This is a genomic window from Massilia sp. KIM, from assembly GCF_002007115.1.
Taxonomy (GTDB): domain Bacteria; phylum Pseudomonadota; class Gammaproteobacteria; order Burkholderiales; family Burkholderiaceae_D; genus Telluria.
In genome coordinates this window covers 885560-901506 of record NZ_MVAD01000001.1, presented here as the reverse complement: position 1 = coordinate 901506, position 15947 = coordinate 885560, and the positions used below count along the sequence as shown (strand labels likewise).

Sequence of the window (15947 nt, the reverse complement as noted above, 5' to 3'; positions counted from 1 at the left end):
GCTTTTCCTTTACTTGTTCAGCAGGGCCATCAGGCCCGCTTCGTCCAGGACCGTGACGCCCAGTTCCTCGGCCTTGGCGAGCTTGCTGCCCGCCTCGGCCCCGGCCACCACGTAAGAGGTTTTCTTCGACACCGAGCCGGACACCTTGCCGCCCGCCGCCTCGATCAATGCGCCTGCGGCATCGCGGCTCATGGTGGGCAGGGTCCCGGTCAGCACGAAGGTCTTGCCGCTCAGGTGACCTTCCGGCTGGGCGGCGGCTTCCGGCAGCTCGGCCAGCAGTTCCTGGCGCAGCGCCGACAGGGCCGACAGGCGCTCACGGTTGGCCGGCACGGCCATCCACTCTTCCAGGGCCGCCTGCACCGTGGCCGGCAGGCCGAACACGTTGAACACCTTGAGGTGGGCCAGCTTGTCCAGGCTCATGCCCTCGGCCATCAACTGGCGCGCGCGCGGCTCGGTGAGCTTGGGGATGTCCAGCGCCACCAGCAGGCTGACTTCGTCCAGCTTCTCGCGCAGCTGGGCCTTGGGCGCATGCTCGCCCTGGGGCGCCACGCCGGCCGCCAGCAGCGCGTCGATCGCGCCCTGGTTCTTTTCTTCGGCGAAGAAGTCGGCGATCGCCTCGGCCACGGTGCCGCCGATGTCGGGCAGCACGCGCAGCAGCGCGGCCGGCGCGCGCCGGACCAGCTCGAAGCGGCCCAGCCAGTCGGCCAGGGTCTTGGCGGTCGACTCGCCCACGTGGCGGATGCCGAGCGCGAACAGCAGGCGCTCGAGCGGCGGCTGCTTGCTGGCGCGGATCGCCTCGAGCAGGTTGTCGGCCCACTTGGTGGCCACCTTGCCCTGCTTGACGGTTTCCGGCGTAGTGCCTTCGCGCTCGTCGGCCAGGCGTTTCATCTTCAGCAGGTCGTCGAGCGTGAGCTTGTACAGGTCGGCCACGCCGTGGATCAGGTTCGCTTCGACCAGGCTGTCGATGTAGCGGTCGCCCAGGCCCTCGATGTCCATCATGCGCCGGCCGGCGAAGTGGCGGATCGCCTCCTTGCGCTGGGCCGCGCAGGTCAGGCCGCCGGAGCAGCGCGCCACCGCCTCGCCTTCCTCGCGCACCACGTGCGAGCCGCACACCGGGCAGCTCTTCGGCAGTTCGTAGACGGGAGGGATGGGCTCGGGGCGGCGCTCCAGCACCACCGACAGCACCTCGGGAATGACGTCGCCGGCGCGGCGCACCACCACGGTGTCGCCCACGCGCACGTCCTTGCGCCGCACTTCGTCTTCGTTGTGCAGGGTGGCGTTGGTGACCGTGACCCCGCCCACCGAGACCGGCACCAGGCGCGCCACCGGCGTGATGGCGCCGGTGCGGCCCACCTGCACGTCGATCGCCTGGACCACGGTCAGGGCCTCCTCGGCCGGGAACTTGTGGGCCAGGGCGAAGCGCGGAGCGCGCGAGACGAAGCCCAGGCGCGCCTGGTCGGCCACCTTGTCGACCTTGTACACCACGCCGTCGATCTCGTAGGGCAGCGACTTGCGGCGCTCGCCGACCGAACGGAAGTAGCCCAGCAGGCCTTCGCAGCCGGCGACCACCGCCCGCTCCTTCGCGACCGGCAGGCCGAGGCGGTCCAGCCAGTCCAGCACCGCCGAATGGGAATCGGGCAGTTCGGCGCCCTCCAGCAGGCCGACGCCATAGGCGAAGAAGCGCAGCTTGCGCTGGGCCGTGATGCGGGCGTCGAGCTGGCGCAGGCTGCCGGCGGCCGCGTTGCGCGGATTGGCGAATTCCTTCTGGCCGGCGTCGCGCTGGCGCTGGTTCAGGCGCTCGAAGTCGGCCTTGAACATCAGGACCTCGCCGCGCACTTCCAGCACCTCCGGCACCTCCTTGCCCAGCAGGCGCAGCGGAATCACCCGCACGGTGCGGATGTTGGCGGTCACGTCCTCGCCGGTGTAGCCGTCGCCGCGGGTGGCGGCCTGCACCAGCACCCCGTTCTCGTAGCGCAGGCTGATCGCCAGGCCGTCGAACTTCAGCTCGGCGTTGTACTCCACCCGCTGCAGGTCGAGGCCGTCGCGCACGCGGCGGTCGAAGTTCTCGATGTCTTCCTCGGAAAAGCCGTTGTTCAGCGAGAGCATGGGCACGGCGTGCGTGACCTGCCTGAACTCGGGAATCGGCGCCGCGCCCACGCGCGAGGTGGGCGAGTCGTTCGACACCGCCTGCGGATGGGCGGCCTCCAGCTGCTGGAGCTCGACGAACAGGCGGTCGTACTCGGCGTCCGGAATGGTCGGGGCGTCCAGCACGTGGTAATTGTAGATGTGGCGGTTGAGCTCCTCGACCAGCCACGCCATGCGGGCAATGGGATCCTGTCCGGTCACGGATTACCTCAGCTGAACAGGCGCAGCGCGCGGGTCGAGCCGGCCGGAATGTCCGAGGCTTCCATCTCCTGGTAGAACTCGAGCACCTGGCCCTTGATCTCGTCGAGGGCGGCGTCCACCAGCGGCTGGTCGCCGTCGTCGACGATGGTGGCGTCCAGGCGCGCGGTCAGGGCCTTGGCGCAGGCCACCATCTTGCCGAAACCGTCGCGCGCCGGGGCCACGCAGGGCACGTCGAGCAGCAGGGTCAGGCGCGAGGTGGTGTCGGCGCCCAGGGTGACGTTGGTCGACAGCGTGTACAGGATGCCGCCTTCGCCGTCGGGCATCGCGAAACGGCCGTCGGGGCGCACGTCGAAGCCCTGGTTTTCCAGCGCGCCGATCAGGGTGGTGATCGCCCACGGCGCGCCGTTGGCGGCCAGGTTGATGCCCAGCTGGGCGTCGTGGCCGGCGACGAAGCGGTGCAGGGTGCGCGCCTCGCTCATCACCTCGATCATGTCCGGCACTTCCGGCAGCGCGCCGATCTCGTCGGCCACGGCCTGCAGGCGGGTGACCAACTCGGAGTATTCGAGTTCGTTCAGGGCGGTGGTGCGGGTGGCCATCTGCACGCCGGCCTGCAGCTTGGTGTAGACGCCACCGTGCACGATCGGCTCCCAGTCGCCGCTGACGGCGAAGCCGATGTAGTGGATCGGCTTGTTGCCCACGCGGCGCAGCTTGTGCAGGCTGGGCAGGATCTTGTCGCCGCGCACCGGGGTTTCCAGGCTGAGGGGGATCAGGCAGTCGATCAGCGGGTCGACCAGGCATTCGGCCAGTTCGGCCGGCGGCATGTCGGGGCTGGTGCCCGGCAGGGTCACGGCCGGGGCCTCGCGCTCGCGCACCGGGGCGGCCGCTGCCGGGGCCGGGGCGGCGGAAGGCGCCGGCGCGGATGCGGGCGCGAACGCGGAAGCGGAAGCGGAAGTATCGGGCGCGGCGTCCAGCGGCGGCAGGTCGAGCGGCGCCGGGGCCGGCGCGGCGCCGAGGTCGAGCACCGGCTCCTGGCGGTCGGCGGTCTCGGGCTGGGCGCCGCTGCGCATCAGCACGTCGTCGTGGTCCGCGGCGAAGGCGCGCTCGACGCTCTTCCTGGCCTTGTACTCCTGCCATTTGTTGTAGGTGATGACACCGACGACGAAGACGCCGCCGGCTGCGATCAGGCTCATTTGGAAATCAGTCATGCTGCGTGTGCCTCAGTAGCGATTCTCGCGGCGGACTCCCCGCTGTTCCGGCGCGAAAATGGATAATCAATGCCTTGCGGCCTGCTTGTGTTCTTGTCGGGTGGGCGGCGACCTGCCGCCACCGTTAGCATTCTGCCATGCTTGCCTTCAGGTCCATACAAGGCATGCAATGATACCAACTCGCTCCCGCCGGCGCTACGGCGCTCACGCGGCGCGCTCCTCGCCCAGCCAGGCGGCCAGGTCGTCCATGGCCACCGGCTTGACGAAATAGGCGTCGATCCCGGCCGCCGCGCTCGACATGCGGTCGAGCGGCTGGCCGTAGCCGGTCATGGCCGCCAGGCGCATGCCTTCCAGGCCCGCCATGCGGCGCAGGCGGCGCGCCAGCTCGTTGCCGTCCATGTCCGGCAGGCCGATGTCGAGGAAGCAGACCTCGGGCCGGAAGGCCTGGGCGCGCTCGAGCGCGCCGGCGGCGGTCAGTTCGATCGCCACCACGTGGCCGACCATGCGCAGGTACATCGCCACCAGTTCGGCCGAGTCGGCATTGTCGTCGACCACCAGCACCCGCAGGCAGCCGGCCTCCGCTTGTTCCGGCTGGGCGCTGTCGGCCGGGACCAGCCGCGCCAGTTGCGCCGGCGGCCGGCGCAGCGGCAGGCTGACGGTGACCTCGCTGCCCTCGCCCTCCCCCGCGCTGTGCAGCATGACCTTGCCCTCGTGGAGCTGGACCAGGCTGCGCACCAGGGCCAGCCCGATCCCCAGGCCGCCCTGCGAGCGGTCGGGCGTGCGCTTGCCCTGCCGGAACAGCTCGAAGGCGCTGTCCACCAGCTCGGGCGACATGCCGATGCCGTTGTCGCGCACCGTGATCGCGACCTGCTCGCCGCTGCTGCGCATCAGCACCCGGATATGGCCGCCGGCCGCGGTGTACTTGGCGGCGTTGGAGAGCAGGTTGGACAGCACCTGCACCAGGCGCTTGCGGTCGCCGTGCACCACCGCGTTGCCGGCCTCGTTGACGATCGCCAGGGTGTGCGAACGCGCCTCGATCAGGGGGCGCGCCTGCTCGGCCGCCTCGTCCACCAGCAGGCGCACCGCCACATCTTCCTTGTCCAGGGAGATCAGGCCGCGGGTGACGCGCGAGACGTCCAGCAGGTCGTCGATCAGGCCGGTCATGTGGGTGGTCTGGCGCGAAATCACCCGGCCGATGTGCTCGATGCGCGCCGGATCGCCCTTGGCCAGCGGCAGCAGCGAGGCCGCGGTGCGGATCGGCGCGAGTGGATTGCGCAGCTCGTGGCCGAGCATGGCCAGGAACTCGTCCTTGCGCTGGTCGGCCTCGACCAGCGCGGCCTCGGTCAGCTTCTGTTCGTGGATGTCGGTGCAGGTGCCCATCCAGCGCGTGATGCGGCCCTCCTCGTCGCGCACCGGCAGCGCGCGGCCCAGCACCCAGCGCCAGGCGCCGCTGTGGTGGCGCAGGCGGTATTCGACCTCGTAGGGCTCGCCGCTGGCCAGGGAGTGGCGCCAGCGCTCCCAGGCGCGGGCCTGGTCTTCGGGGTGGAACATGTTGTTCCACTTCTCGCCGTCGGTTTCGCCCGGGGTCACGCCGGTGAAGGCGTACCAGCGGTCGTTGTAGAAGTCGTGGTAGCCGGAGGGATCGGTCGACCACACCATCTGCGGCATGGCGTTCGTGATGGCGCGGAATTTGGCCTCGACCTCGGCGAAGGCGCGCTCGGCGCGCCGCACCGCGGACAGGTCGAGCACGAAGGCGATCCCCTGTTCCGGATCGGCGCGGTCGACGGAGGCTCCAATGAACACCGTCACGCGCGAGCCGTCGCGGTGATAGAACTCCTTCTCGAAGGGCGCCACCTCCTGGCCGCCGCGCAGGCGGGCCACCCGGGCCTCGTCGTGTTCGACCCATTCGTCCGGGGTGAGCGCGCGCCAGGACAGCCCGGGCGGCGCCAGGTCCGCGCGCGTCAACCCCAGCATCGCGAGAAAAGCCTCGTTGCAGTCGAGCACCACGCCGTTCAGCCGGAAACGCAGCACCCCGATGTGGCTGGACTCGACCAAACGGCTCAGCGGGTCGGGCTCGAGCGGCTGGCCGACGCACAGCACGCCCGCGATCGCCCCTTCAAGGCCGCGCAGCGGCGAGACGGTTAGGCGCACGCGCCCGCCCGTGGCCAGGCCCAGCTCCTCGGTGGCATGGGGAGCCCGCCCCTGCAGCACCGTGGCCAGCAGCGCGGCCAGTTGCGGCCCGCCGACCAGGCCCAGGGCCGCGAAGGCGGGGTTGGAGGCGCCGGGCGCCCCGCCCCAGGCCACGTGCATCGGCAGGGGCGAATCGAGCGCCAGGCGCAGGGCCGGCTGGACGGCCTCGGGACAGGCGGATCCGGAGGTGGGATTCATCAAGGCGGATAGTGGGTTCGGGTATGGGGCGCCATGTGCCGGCGAGTGTAGCACATGGCAATCATGGCCCCGGCACGGTACTGAGCCGCGATCGGAGCACCGTCCCCGCCGCTCAGGCGGCGGCCAGGTCGGCGGCCGATTCCATGTCGACCGCGACGATGCGCGACACGCCCTGCTCCTGCATGGTCACGCCGATCAGCTGGCTGGCCATCTCCATCGCGATCTTGTTGTGCGAGATGAACAGGAACTGGGTGTGCTCCGACATCCGCTTGACCATGCGGCAGAAGCGCTCGGTGTTGGCGTCGTCCAGCGGCGCGTCGACCTCGTCCAGCAGGCAGAAAGGCGCCGGGTTCAGGCGGAACATCGAGAACACCAGCGCGGTCGCGGTCAGCGCCTTCTCGCCGCCCGAGAGCAGGTGGATGGTGGCGTTCTTCTTGCCGGGCGGCTGGGCCATCACCTGCACCCCGGAATCGAGGATCTCGTCGCCGGTCATCACGAGCTTGGCGTTGCCGCCACCGAACAGGATCGGGAACAGCTCCGAGAAGTGGCCGTTGACGCGGTCGAAGGTGTCCTGCAGCAGCTCGCGGGTTTCGCGGTCGATCCGGTGGATCGCGTCTTCCAGGGTGGCGATCGCCTCCTGCAGGTCGGCGTTCTGGGAGTCGAGGAAGCGCTTCCTCTCGGTGGCCTGGGCCAGCTCGTCGACCGCCGCCAGGTTGACCGCGCCCAGGGACGAGATGGCGTTGGTCAGGCGCGTGACCTCGCCCTGCAGCCAGGACGGCTTCATTTCCGGGTCGAGCTTCTCGGCCAGCGCCGCTTCGTCGGCCCCGGTGGCGGCCAGCGCCTCGGCGTACTGCTCCTGGTTCAGGCGCGCGGCCTGCTCCTTGAGCTGCATCTCGGTGATCCTGTCGCGCTGGGGCTGGAGGCTGCGTTCGTTCTGCAGGCGCGCTTCCTCGGCCAGGCGCAGCTTCTGGGTGATCTGGTCGAGTTCGTGGCGCGCGTCCGCAAGCGCGCGTTCCTGGTTGCTGCGACGGTCCAGCAGTTCCTGCAGGCCCTCGTGGGCGGTGCCGGCTTCCAGCGCCTCCAGTTCCAGCCGGCCCTGGGCCAGGCTGGCGCCCACCTGCTCGGCCTGGGTGGCGGCGGTGGCGATCGTCCGGCGCAGTTCCTCGATGCGGGCGCGCTGGGAACGCTCGGCGAACTGGGCCTCCTGCGCGCTGCGTTCCAGCTCGCGCAGCCGCTCGCGCGCTTTGGCAAGCTGGCTTTCCTGCTCGAGGAAGGCGGTCTGGCGGTCTTCGTGGCTGCCCTGGAGTTCGGCCAGTTCCATGTCGAGTTGCTCGAATTCCTGCTCGGCCTCGGCGGCGGCCTGGCGCTGCTCGGCTTCCTGGGCCGCGATCTCCGCGAGGTCGGCGGCGATCTGGCCGCTCCTCTGGTTGAAGCGCGCCTCGATCTCGCTCTGCTTGAGCACCTCGATCTGCAGCGCGTGCACTTCGCGCGTGAGGGCGCCCACGCGCTGGCGCGCATCCTGCAGGCGGCGCGCCAGGTCCGTCACGGCGGCGTCGGCCCGGGTGGCGCGGGCGCGCGCCTCGTCCAGCAGCAGGGCCTGGGCGCGCAGCTGCTTGGCGGTGTTGTCGATGTCGTGCTGGCGCGCCAGCATGCCGTCCTGCTCGGCGTCCGGCGCGTGGAAGCGCACCGCCGACGCGGTGACGATGTGGCCCTGGCGGGTGACGAAGGCGCCGCCCTGCGGCAATCCAGCCCGGTTGGCGAAGGCCTCGGCCGCGTCCTGGGCCACGAACACGTGGTGCAGCCAGTCGTTCAGCACCCCGCGCACGCCGGGGTCGTTCAGGCGCAGCAGGGACGACAGCGGCTTCAGTCCCGGCACCTCCTGCGGCGCGGGGGCGGCCGGCTGGGGCGCGTACAGGGCCAGGCGCGCCGGCGGGGCATCGCTGAAGAAGGCCTTGGCCCAGTCGATGTTCGACATCTCCAGCGCGCCGGCGCGCTCGCGCAGCACGGCTTCCAGCGCGGTCTCCCAGCCCTCCTCGATGTCGAGCTTTTGCCACAGGCGCGGCAGCCCGGCCAGTTCGTGCTTCTCGAGCCAGGGCTGGACCTTGCCCTGGGTCTGGACCCGGTCCTGCATCTGGCGCAGGGCGGCCAGGCGCGCCTCCAGCTGGGCGTTGGCGGCTGCTTCCTGCTGGACCTGGGCGTGGGCTTCCTTGCGCTCCTGCTCGACCGCTTCCTGGCGCGCGCCGGCTTCCTCCTGGAGCATGGTCTGCTCTTCCAGCGCCAGCTGCTTTTCCTCGAGCTGCATGCGCAGGTTGTCGAGGGTGGCGGAATCCGGCAGGTTCAGGCCGTTCCTCTCCTGCCGCAAGCGCTCGCGGCGCGCCGCCAGGTTCTGCAGGATGCCGGCGGCGTTGCGCTGGTGGGCCGAGGCCAGTTCGATGCGCTGCTGGACCTGCATGATGCGAGCCCGCGACTCGTTCGAGGTTTCCTGGGCGGCGCGCCAGGCCGCTTCCAGTTCCGGCAGGCGCTCGTTGTGGACCTCGACCGCGATCTGGGCGCCCTCGGCGCGCGCCGCCAGCTCCTCGAGCTGCATCTCGGCTTCCTCGAGCTGCTCGCGGGTGTCGCGTTCCTTGGCCAGCCACTCGTCGCGCTGGGCGGTCAGCGTGCCGAGCTGGTTCTGCAGCCGGGTGCGCGACTCGACCACGAACTTGATCTGGGCTTCCAGGCTGCCGATCTCGGAATTGGTCTGGTACAGCGCGCCCTGCGCCTGGTGCAGGCGGTCGCCGGTGGCGAAGTGCGCCTGGCGCATGTGTTCCAGGTCCAGCTCGACGCTGCGCAGCCTGGCGGTCTGCTCTTCCAGGCTGGTCTGGGCGTCTTCCATCTCCTTGAAGTAGCGCGCCTGCTCGGCCTTGGCCTCGTTCTTGCGCAGCAGCCAGAGGAGCTTCTGCTTTTCCTCCTGGTCGGCCTGGAGCTGGTGGAAGCGGTTCGCCACGGCCGCCTGGGCCTCGAGCTTTTCCAGGTTGGCGTTCAGCTCGCGCAGGATGTCTTCCACGCGCAGCAGGTTCTCGCGCGTGTCGGACAGCCGGTTCTCGGTCTCGCGCCGGCGTTCCTTGTACTTGGAGACGCCGGCCGCTTCCTCGAGGAAGACGCGCAGCTCTTCCGGGCGCGATTCGATGATGCGCGCGATCATGCCCTGGCCGATGATGGCGTAGGCGCGCGGGCCCAGGCCGGTGCCCAGGAAGATGTCCTGGATGTCGCGCCGGCGCACCGGCTGGCCGTTGATGTAGTAGGTGGAGGTGCCGTCGCGCGTCAGGGTGCGCTTGACCGCGATCTCGGCGTACTGGCCCCACTGCCCGGCGGCCTTGCCGGCGCTGTTGTCGAACACCAGCTCGACCGAGGCGCGGCCGGCCGGCTTGCGGTGGGTGGAGCCGTTGAAGATCACGTCCTGCATCGACTCGCCGCGCAGCTCGGAGGCCTTGGATTCGCCGAGCACCCAGCGCACCGCGTCGATGATGTTGGACTTGCCGCAGCCGTTGGGGCCGACGACGCCGACCAGCTGGCCCGGAACCTGGAAATTGGTGGGATCGACGAACGATTTAAATCCCGACAATTTGATCGATGAGAGGCGCACGTGTCTGGTTCGGCTGGGCTGGCGTAAAACGCCCATCATACCATCGCTTGCTTCGAAAGAAACTAGCTTGCCGGTCCAGATACATCCGTGCTGGACAATCATGCCAGATATGCAATACTGGCGCCTTTCTCTTACCAAGGATAACCATGGAACTGCTAGCGGATCCGAATGTATGGGTGGCATTCTTCATGCTGAGCGCGCTCGAAATCGTCCTCGGCATCGACAACATCATCTTCATCTCCATCCTGGTCGGCCGCCTGCCGCCCGAGCTGCGCGACAAGGCGCGCCGCATGGGACTGGGATTCGCCATGGTGTCGCGCCTGCTGCTGCTGTTCTCGCTGAGCTGGGTGATGGGGCTGACGGCCGACCTGTTCAATGTGTTCAACCAGGGCATCAGCGGGCGCGACCTGGTTCTGCTGTTCGGCGGCCTGTTCCTGCTCTACAAGGCCTCGCACGAGATCTTCGTCGAGGTCGAAGCCAAGGACGCCCACGGCCCCGAGGAAGTGGCCGGCAGCGCCGCCGCGGCCGGCGCCAGCAAGCGCCTGTTCTGGGGCATCATCGGCCAGATCGCGGTGATCGACATCGTGTTCTCGCTGGACTCGGTGATCACGGCGGTGGGCATGGTCGACCACATCAGCGTGATGGTGGCGGCGGTGATCTTCTCGGTGCTGGTGATGCTGGTGGCGGCCAAGCCGATCGGCGACTTCGTCGACCGCCATCCTTCGGTGAAGGTGCTGGCCCTGGCCTTCCTGGTGATGGTGGGCATGGCCCTGACCGCCGAGGCCTTCGACGCCCACGTCCCGAAAGGCTACATCTACGCGGCGATGGCCTTCTCGCTGGCGGTGGAGGCGCTCAACATCCGCGCGCGCGCCAAGCGCCGCGCGCTGCCGCCGCGCATCTGAGCCCGGCGCGGTTCAGGCAGCCGAGACCCCGCTGGCGGCGGGGTCGTTGACGGCGCCCTGCCCCACGGCCTCGCCCAGCACCCGGCCGACCACGCCTTCCGGCGCCAGCACCCGGATGCTGCCGGCGCGGAAGGCCTCGGCCAGGCGCTCGGCCGGCAGCGAGAAGGCTTCCTGGCGCCCGGCGCCGGAGAAGATGTACAGGGTGCGCAGCGGACTGACCCAGGCCAGCTTCACCTTGCGCACCCCGCCCGCGCCCTTGAATTCCAGGCGCATGCCGCGCTCGAGCGCGGCCAGCGCCGCCTCGACCGGATCCTGCGGGGCGCCCCCCGCCTCGATCCGCTCCTGCTCGGCGCGCTGCTCTTCCCGCAGTTCCTCCTGTTCGCGCGCGACGCGGCGCAGCGCGTCCTGCTGGGCGGCTTCGACCGCCAGCTCGAGCTGGCGCTCGGGTGAGAGCTCGATCGGCGCACGCACGATCGAGGCGTGGTGCTCGGCCAGCTCGGCGAAGAACTGCAGGCGCTCGGCATCCTGCCAGCCGGTCGCGTCCAGCCATTTGTTCAGGGTGGTGAGCAGCTTGGGCAGGGCCTTGATCAGGGCCTTGCGTTGCTCCTGCGTGGCCTTGGGCTTGACGCTCCAGATCAGGTCGTCCATGGCGCGGGTGGCGTTGTCGACCGCGCCCGGCTTGCTGTCCTCGATCGCATAGGCCAGGGTCAGGACCGGGGTCCAGCGCTGCTCCAGGAAGCCGGACACCAGGGCCACCACTTCCTCGCCCGCCAGGCGCAGCGCCACCGCGCGGCGCGCCGAGCGTCCGGCGGCGGCCTGCTTCTCGGCCCGGGTGGCCTGGGCGATGGGGCCGGCGATGGCGGCCTGCTCGGCTTCCTCGCGCGCGGCCAGGCCGGCTTCCAGCTCGGCCACGGCGGCCGCGAATTCCGGCGGGTCCTGGGCCGCCACCTTGTCGACGCTGGCGCGCATCGCCCGGTAAAGCGGGTCGTCGGGGCCGCGCGGCTGTTCCCAGCCGGCCTGGGACAGCAGGTCCAGCATGCGCCGCGCCGGGTGGGCTTCCTCGAAGAAGAAGCTGCGGTCGCGCAGCGCCGCCTTGAGCACCGGCGCCTGCAGGAAGGCGATCAGGTCGCGCGTCTCTTGCGGGATGGCGTCGTCCAGCAGCACGGTTTCGAAGATGCGCGACAGGAGTTCGAGCGTGGTCTCGTCGCCACGCGACAAGCTGCCCTTGGGCAGGTCGGCGCGCAGGCGCGGCAGGAAGAAGACCTGGTGCGGCTGGACGCCCGTGGGTGCGGCGGCCGCCGGCGCCGAGGCGGCCGGCAGCATCCGCGCCAGGACCTCGAGCAAGGGCGCCGGCGCGACAACGCCGCCCGCGCCCGCGCCCGCGCCGGCCGCCGTCCCGACCGTCGAAGCAGGCGCCTGGACACCGGCCGCGGCCGGCCGGGCCGGGCCGGTCGCGCCGCTCGGGCGCCAGTGGCCGCTGCCCTGGGGCAGCTCGGGGATCAGGGGCACCTCGAGTTCGCCAAAAGGCTCGCCGGACGGCGTGGCCTCGGCACCGAACAGCTCGCGCAACTGCTGGCTCAGCGCGGCCCCGCGCCTGGCCTGCTCGGCCTTGCGCGCGGCGCGGTCGTCGGTCTTGGCGTAGCGTTCGCGTTCGCGCACGGGCTTGAGGACCTCGTTCAAGGCCTCGTACAGGGGCGCCAGGTCGAACATGATGCCGGGCCGCAGCAGCGGGCGGATCAGCGCGTGCGCTTCGTTGTCCGGCTCGAATTCGCGCCAGGCCTGCTCCAGCGCCGCCAGGAAGACCTCAGGACGGAAGGGATTGGCGGCGGCGCGCACCAGCTCGCGCCCGAGCAGCACGCCGAGGCGCGCGCCCAGGGTGGCCAGGGCTTCGGCATGCGCGATGTCGAAGGGGCGGCTGAGCACCCCGACCGCGAGCCGCTGGTCGATCTCTTCGAGCGGCACCAGGCTCAGCGCGACCGGCGCGGCGGGCCGCTCCTGGGGCAGCAACTGGGAAACTTCCTTGCGCACGGCAAGTTCCACCGCGCTACAGGCGAGATGGAACCAGGCGTAGGCATTGTCCTTCAGGAGATTGCCGGACTTGACGCGGCGCGCCGCCGTGCGCGGGTCGGTCCCGCCGCTCAGGTCCAGCATGGCGGCGACCAGGGCTTGCGCCACTTCCATCAGCTGGGCGTGGGCGTGCCGGCTGGCGATAGCGACGAGCTCATCCAGCGTCGCCTGGCGGGCGGCGGCGGCCTGGCGGGCGGCAGGCGTCTGGACGGAAGCGGTGGCCATGACAGTGGACGAGAGGGTTGGATTTCCTCATTGTGCCACATTATTTCCATATGGCAAGCGAGAACTGCGCACTCCCTTTCATCCGCTGTTGCTCATTAAACAGCGGAAATTGATGCCCCGAGTGTGTAGTCCCAACTCCTACAGCGCATCAGGGGGTGTTCCGATACCGATTCAACAATACGAAAAGCATGATGGATTTTGCCGGCAATGCCGAACGCCATTCGGACAGGGCCGCGTCGACGTCTTTCCCCACTGAAAGGAAAACATCATGGCCTCGAAACAAGGTAGCAAAGGTACCCAGGGCGGCAGCTCGGCGCAGCATGCCGAAGCCGGCCGCCAGAGCCACAAGAACGATGGCAACAAGCAGTCCGGTTCGGGTTCGGGCTCGCGTTCGGGCGGCGCCGGCGGCGGCACCCGCGGCGGCACCCCGGAGCAGCACGCCGAAGCCGGCCGCCAGAGCCACAAGAACGACAAGAAACGCTGAGCGCGCCGCCGGCAGGACGCCGGGGCCCGCCCAGTCGCCAGCCCGCCGCGCGGTAGCCCGGCGGGCTTTTTTTACCCTGCCGACCGAGGCCGACGCTCAGATATTGCGCAGCATCGCGCCCTTGGGCGGGCGGAAGTCGCGGATATCGTTGACCAGGCCGGCGATCTTGGCGTCGCGCGAGTTCAGGTGCAGGTCCGAATACTGGTGGATGCCCCACTGCTCGGGCGTGAGCTCGACCTTCTTGCGCAGGATCGACTCGGTGCGCGCATCGTCCGCACGCAGGCCCTCGACGATGATGTTGAGGGCGTCGGGGCGCGAGCCGGGCGAGGCCGTGGCATGCGACTTGTGCACCATGAAGCGCGCGGTTTCGCTGCAATAGCGCTCGTCCCCCGAGAGGAAGAGGATCACCGCGATCGACGCGACCGCGCCGCCGTTGTACATGACGAACTTGATCGGCGAGTTGGCCAGGAAGTTGTACAGGCACAGGCCGTCGCTGACGTAGCCGCCGTTCGACTGCACCAGGACGTGGGCGGTGTCGATGCCGTCCTCGGTCATGGTCGCGACCGCCTCGAACACGCGGTGCACCATGTCACTATTCACATCGCCAGACAGGGTGAACCAGGCTGCTTTTCCATTCTGTGCATTGTCTTCGCTCATAGTATTTTCCGCCTGCAAAGTGTATGAGATAAGTGTAGCAAAACACGCACATTCGGCTAGATGCCATGCACCAATAGTGCGCAGCAATGCTTTGTGGAAACGAGCAACCCGCCGGCCCATCTCCCTGCCGGTCCTCGACTCCCCGGCGGCAGGCGGCGCCATCCTTGCGCGGTTGACAGCAAGTTCCCTCTCGCATATCCTCCACAGTCTTGACCGGGAGAGCGCAGCACGCTGCCGCCGAAGGGGCACTACCCACAAACTCTCAGGCAAAAGGACCGGTCAGGGAGCAGCCAGCGCACGGCGCGGCGGCTCAACTCTGGAGAGCGGCCGATGCTCAGCATGCGGCCCACCGAAGGGGCAGGCGGCCACGCCGCTATCTCTCAGGTACCAAGGACAGAGGGGAATGAAGCGCACGCCAGGCGTGCCCGCTCCCTATTCACCTGCCCTGAGGATTCCATGACGCTCAAAGCGACCCCGCTCAATTCCGCACACCGCTCCCTCGGAGCCAAGATGGTCGACTTCGGCGGCTGGGACATGCCGGTCAACTACGGCTCGCAGATCGAAGAGCACAACGCGGTGCGCACCGACGCGGGCATGTTCGACGTCTCCCACATGTGCGTGGTCGACCTCAAGGGCGCCAATGTGCGCGCTTTCCTGCGCGGCCTGCTGGCCAACAACGTCGACAAGCTGCAGACCCCGGGCAAGGCCCTGTACTCCTGCATGCTGAACCCGGAAGGCGGCGTGATCGACGACCTGATCGTCTACTTCTTCAGCGAAGACTGGTTCCGCATCGTGGTCAACGCCGGCACCGCCGACAAGGACGTGGCCTGGATGAACCAGCAGAACGCCGCCACCCAGGCGGGCCTGGCCATCACCCAGCGCCGCGACCTCAGTGACGAGAACCGTGATCCGATCGCCCTGATCGCCGTCCAGGGCCCGAACGCCCGCGCCAAGGTCTGGGAGGTGCTGCCGCAGACCCGCGCCGCCTCCGAGCCCCTCAAGCCCTTCAACGTCGTCATCGTCCCCGACACCCCGTTCGGCGAGGTGATGGTCGCGCGCACCGGCTACACCGGCGAGGACGGTTTCGAGATCGGCGTGCCGGCCAGCCAGGCCGAAGCCGTGTGGAATGCCTTCGCCGCCGCCGGCATCAAGCCCTGCGGCCTGGGCGCGCGCGACACCCTGCGCCTGGAAGCCGGCATGAACCTCTACGGCCAGGACATGGACGAGACCGTGAACCCGCTGGACGCCGGCCTGGGCTGGACCATCGACCTGGTCTCGGAGCGCGACTTCATCGGCAAGGCCGCCCTGCAGGCCAAGGGCCAGCAGGCCAACTTCGTCGGCCTGATCCTGCGCGAGAAAGGCGGCATCCTGCGCGCCCACCAGCGCGTCATCGCGGCCTCCGGCAACAGCGGCGAGATCACCAGCGGCACCTTCAGCCCCTCGATGCAGCAGGCCATCGCCCTGGCCCGCGTGCCCCTCGACGTGGCGGTCGGCGACACCGTGCAGGTCGCGATCCGCGACAAGCAGCTGGCGGCCTCCGTGGTCAAGCTGCCGTTCGTGCGCAACGGCAAGGTCCTCGCATCCTGAGCGCCCCGAGCAAAGAACAACCAAGAAGAAGCTTTATACTACCCGCGTCACCCACACCAGGAGCATCCATGAACATCCCTACCGACCTGAAATACACCGAGTCCCACGAGTGGGTCCGCCGCGAAGCTGACGGCACCCTCACCGTCGGCATCACCGAATACGCGCAGGACGCCCTCGGCGACATCGTGTTCGTCGAACTGCCGCAGGTCGGCAAGGCCTTCACGGCCGGCGACGACGCCGCCGTGGTCGAGTCGGTCAAGGCCGCCAGCGACATCTATGCTCCGGTGTCGGGCACCGTCACCGCCGTCAACCAGCCGGTCGCCGACGCGCCCGACTCGATCAACCAGGACGCCTACGGCGCCTGGCTGTTCAAGCTGCAGCCGAGCGACGCGGCCGCCTACGACAAGCTGCTCGACGCCGACGCCTACGGCAAGACCACCGACAACTGATCCGTTCCCGGG

10 protein-coding genes and 2 riboswitches are annotated in these 15947 nt (G+C 69.4%); of the genes, 4 read left to right on the top strand and 6 right to left on the bottom strand.

Annotated features, from left to right (window positions below; translation table 11 throughout):
* Positions 1 to 9 precede the first annotated feature (9 nt).
* From ligA to smc, 4 genes are all read right to left on the bottom strand, one after another.
* Positions 10 to 2319, bottom strand: coding sequence for an NAD-dependent DNA ligase LigA (ligA, locus tag B0920_RS04015; protein ID WP_078031268.1), 2310 nt, complete (start codon positions 2317 to 2319; stop codon positions 10 to 12).
* 35 nt (positions 2320 to 2354) lie between these two features.
* Positions 2355 to 3551, bottom strand: a complete 1197-nt coding sequence (locus tag B0920_RS04010) for a cell division protein ZipA C-terminal FtsZ-binding domain-containing protein (RefSeq protein WP_078031267.1) — start codon at positions 3549 to 3551, stop codon at positions 2355 to 2357.
* 204 nt (positions 3552 to 3755) lie between these two features.
* Positions 3756 to 5939 carry a PAS domain S-box protein gene (locus B0920_RS04005; protein WP_078031266.1) on the bottom strand — a complete coding sequence of 728 codons (2184 nt, stop codon included), beginning with the start codon at positions 5937 to 5939 and terminating at the stop codon, positions 3756 to 3758.
* A 112-nt stretch (positions 5940 to 6051) separates the two neighbouring features.
* Entirely contained in the window at positions 6052 to 9564 is a 3513-nt protein-coding gene (gene smc / locus B0920_RS04000) for a chromosome segregation protein SMC (protein WP_179119088.1), read from the bottom strand.
* Positions 9565 to 9710: 146 nt separating this feature from the next.
* Between smc and B0920_RS03995 the strand changes: the two genes are divergently transcribed.
* The gene (locus tag B0920_RS03995; protein WP_078031265.1) at positions 9711 to 10466 is read left to right on the top strand and encodes a TerC family protein; all 756 of its coding nucleotides are present in this window, start codon (positions 9711 to 9713) and stop codon (positions 10464 to 10466) included.
* A 12-nt stretch (positions 10467 to 10478) separates the two neighbouring features.
* Here the strand turns inward: B0920_RS03995 and B0920_RS03990 are convergent, their stop codons facing one another.
* Complete coding sequence (locus B0920_RS03990; RefSeq protein WP_078031264.1) at positions 10479 to 12758, bottom strand: DUF1631 family protein; 2280 nt, start codon at positions 12756 to 12758, stop codon at positions 10479 to 10481.
* Positions 12759 to 13026: 268 nt separating this feature from the next.
* On the opposite strand from B0920_RS03990, the gene B0920_RS03985 reads away from it, so the two are divergent.
* Positions 13027 to 13242 carry a hypothetical protein gene (locus B0920_RS03985; protein ID WP_078031263.1) on the top strand — a complete coding sequence of 72 codons (216 nt, stop codon included), beginning with the start codon at positions 13027 to 13029 and terminating at the stop codon, positions 13240 to 13242.
* 96 nt (positions 13243 to 13338) lie between these two features.
* Here the strand turns inward: B0920_RS03985 and B0920_RS03980 are convergent, their stop codons facing one another.
* Positions 13339 to 13899, bottom strand: coding sequence for an ATP-dependent Clp protease proteolytic subunit (locus tag B0920_RS03980; protein ID WP_078031262.1), 561 nt, complete (start codon positions 13897 to 13899; stop codon positions 13339 to 13341).
* A gap of 204 nt (positions 13900 to 14103) precedes the next feature.
* A riboswitch (glycine riboswitch) is annotated at positions 14104 to 14187 on the top strand.
* Positions 14188 to 14205: 18 nt separating this feature from the next.
* Positions 14206 to 14306, top strand: a riboswitch (glycine riboswitch).
* Between the two features lie 49 nt (positions 14307 to 14355).
* Between B0920_RS03980 and gcvT the strand changes: the two genes are divergently transcribed.
* Complete coding sequence (gene gcvT, locus B0920_RS03975) at positions 14356 to 15486, top strand: glycine cleavage system aminomethyltransferase GcvT (protein ID WP_078031261.1); 1131 nt, start codon at positions 14356 to 14358, stop codon at positions 15484 to 15486.
* Between the two features lie 68 nt (positions 15487 to 15554).
* On the top strand, positions 15555 to 15935 hold the full coding sequence (gcvH, locus tag B0920_RS03970; protein ID WP_078031260.1) for a glycine cleavage system protein GcvH: 381 nt from the start codon (positions 15555 to 15557) through the stop codon (positions 15933 to 15935).
* The last annotated feature ends 12 nt before the right edge of the window (positions 15936 to 15947 follow it).

Coding starts and splice junctions, on each gene's coding strand:
- gcvT (WP_078031261.1), top strand. CDS start 14,356: ATGACGCTCAAAGCGACCCCGCTCAATTCCGCACACCGCTCCCTCGGA.
- B0920_RS04010 (WP_078031267.1), bottom strand. CDS start 3,551: ATGACTGATTTCCAAATGAGCCTGATCGCAGCCGGCGGCGTCTTCGTC.
- B0920_RS04005 (WP_078031266.1), bottom strand. CDS start 5,939: ATGAATCCCACCTCCGGATCCGCCTGTCCCGAGGCCGTCCAGCCGGCC.
- B0920_RS03985 (WP_078031263.1), top strand. CDS start 13,027: ATGGCCTCGAAACAAGGTAGCAAAGGTACCCAGGGCGGCAGCTCGGCG.
- B0920_RS03980 (WP_078031262.1), bottom strand. CDS start 13,899: ATGAGCGAAGACAATGCACAGAATGGAAAAGCAGCCTGGTTCACCCTG.
- B0920_RS03995 (WP_078031265.1), top strand. CDS start 9,711: ATGGAACTGCTAGCGGATCCGAATGTATGGGTGGCATTCTTCATGCTG.
- gcvH (WP_078031260.1), top strand. CDS start 15,555: ATGAACATCCCTACCGACCTGAAATACACCGAGTCCCACGAGTGGGTC.
- ligA (WP_078031268.1), bottom strand. CDS start 2,319: ATGGCGTGGCTGGTCGAGGAGCTCAACCGCCACATCTACAATTACCAC.
- B0920_RS03990 (WP_078031264.1), bottom strand. CDS start 12,758: ATGGCCACCGCTTCCGTCCAGACGCCTGCCGCCCGCCAGGCCGCCGCC.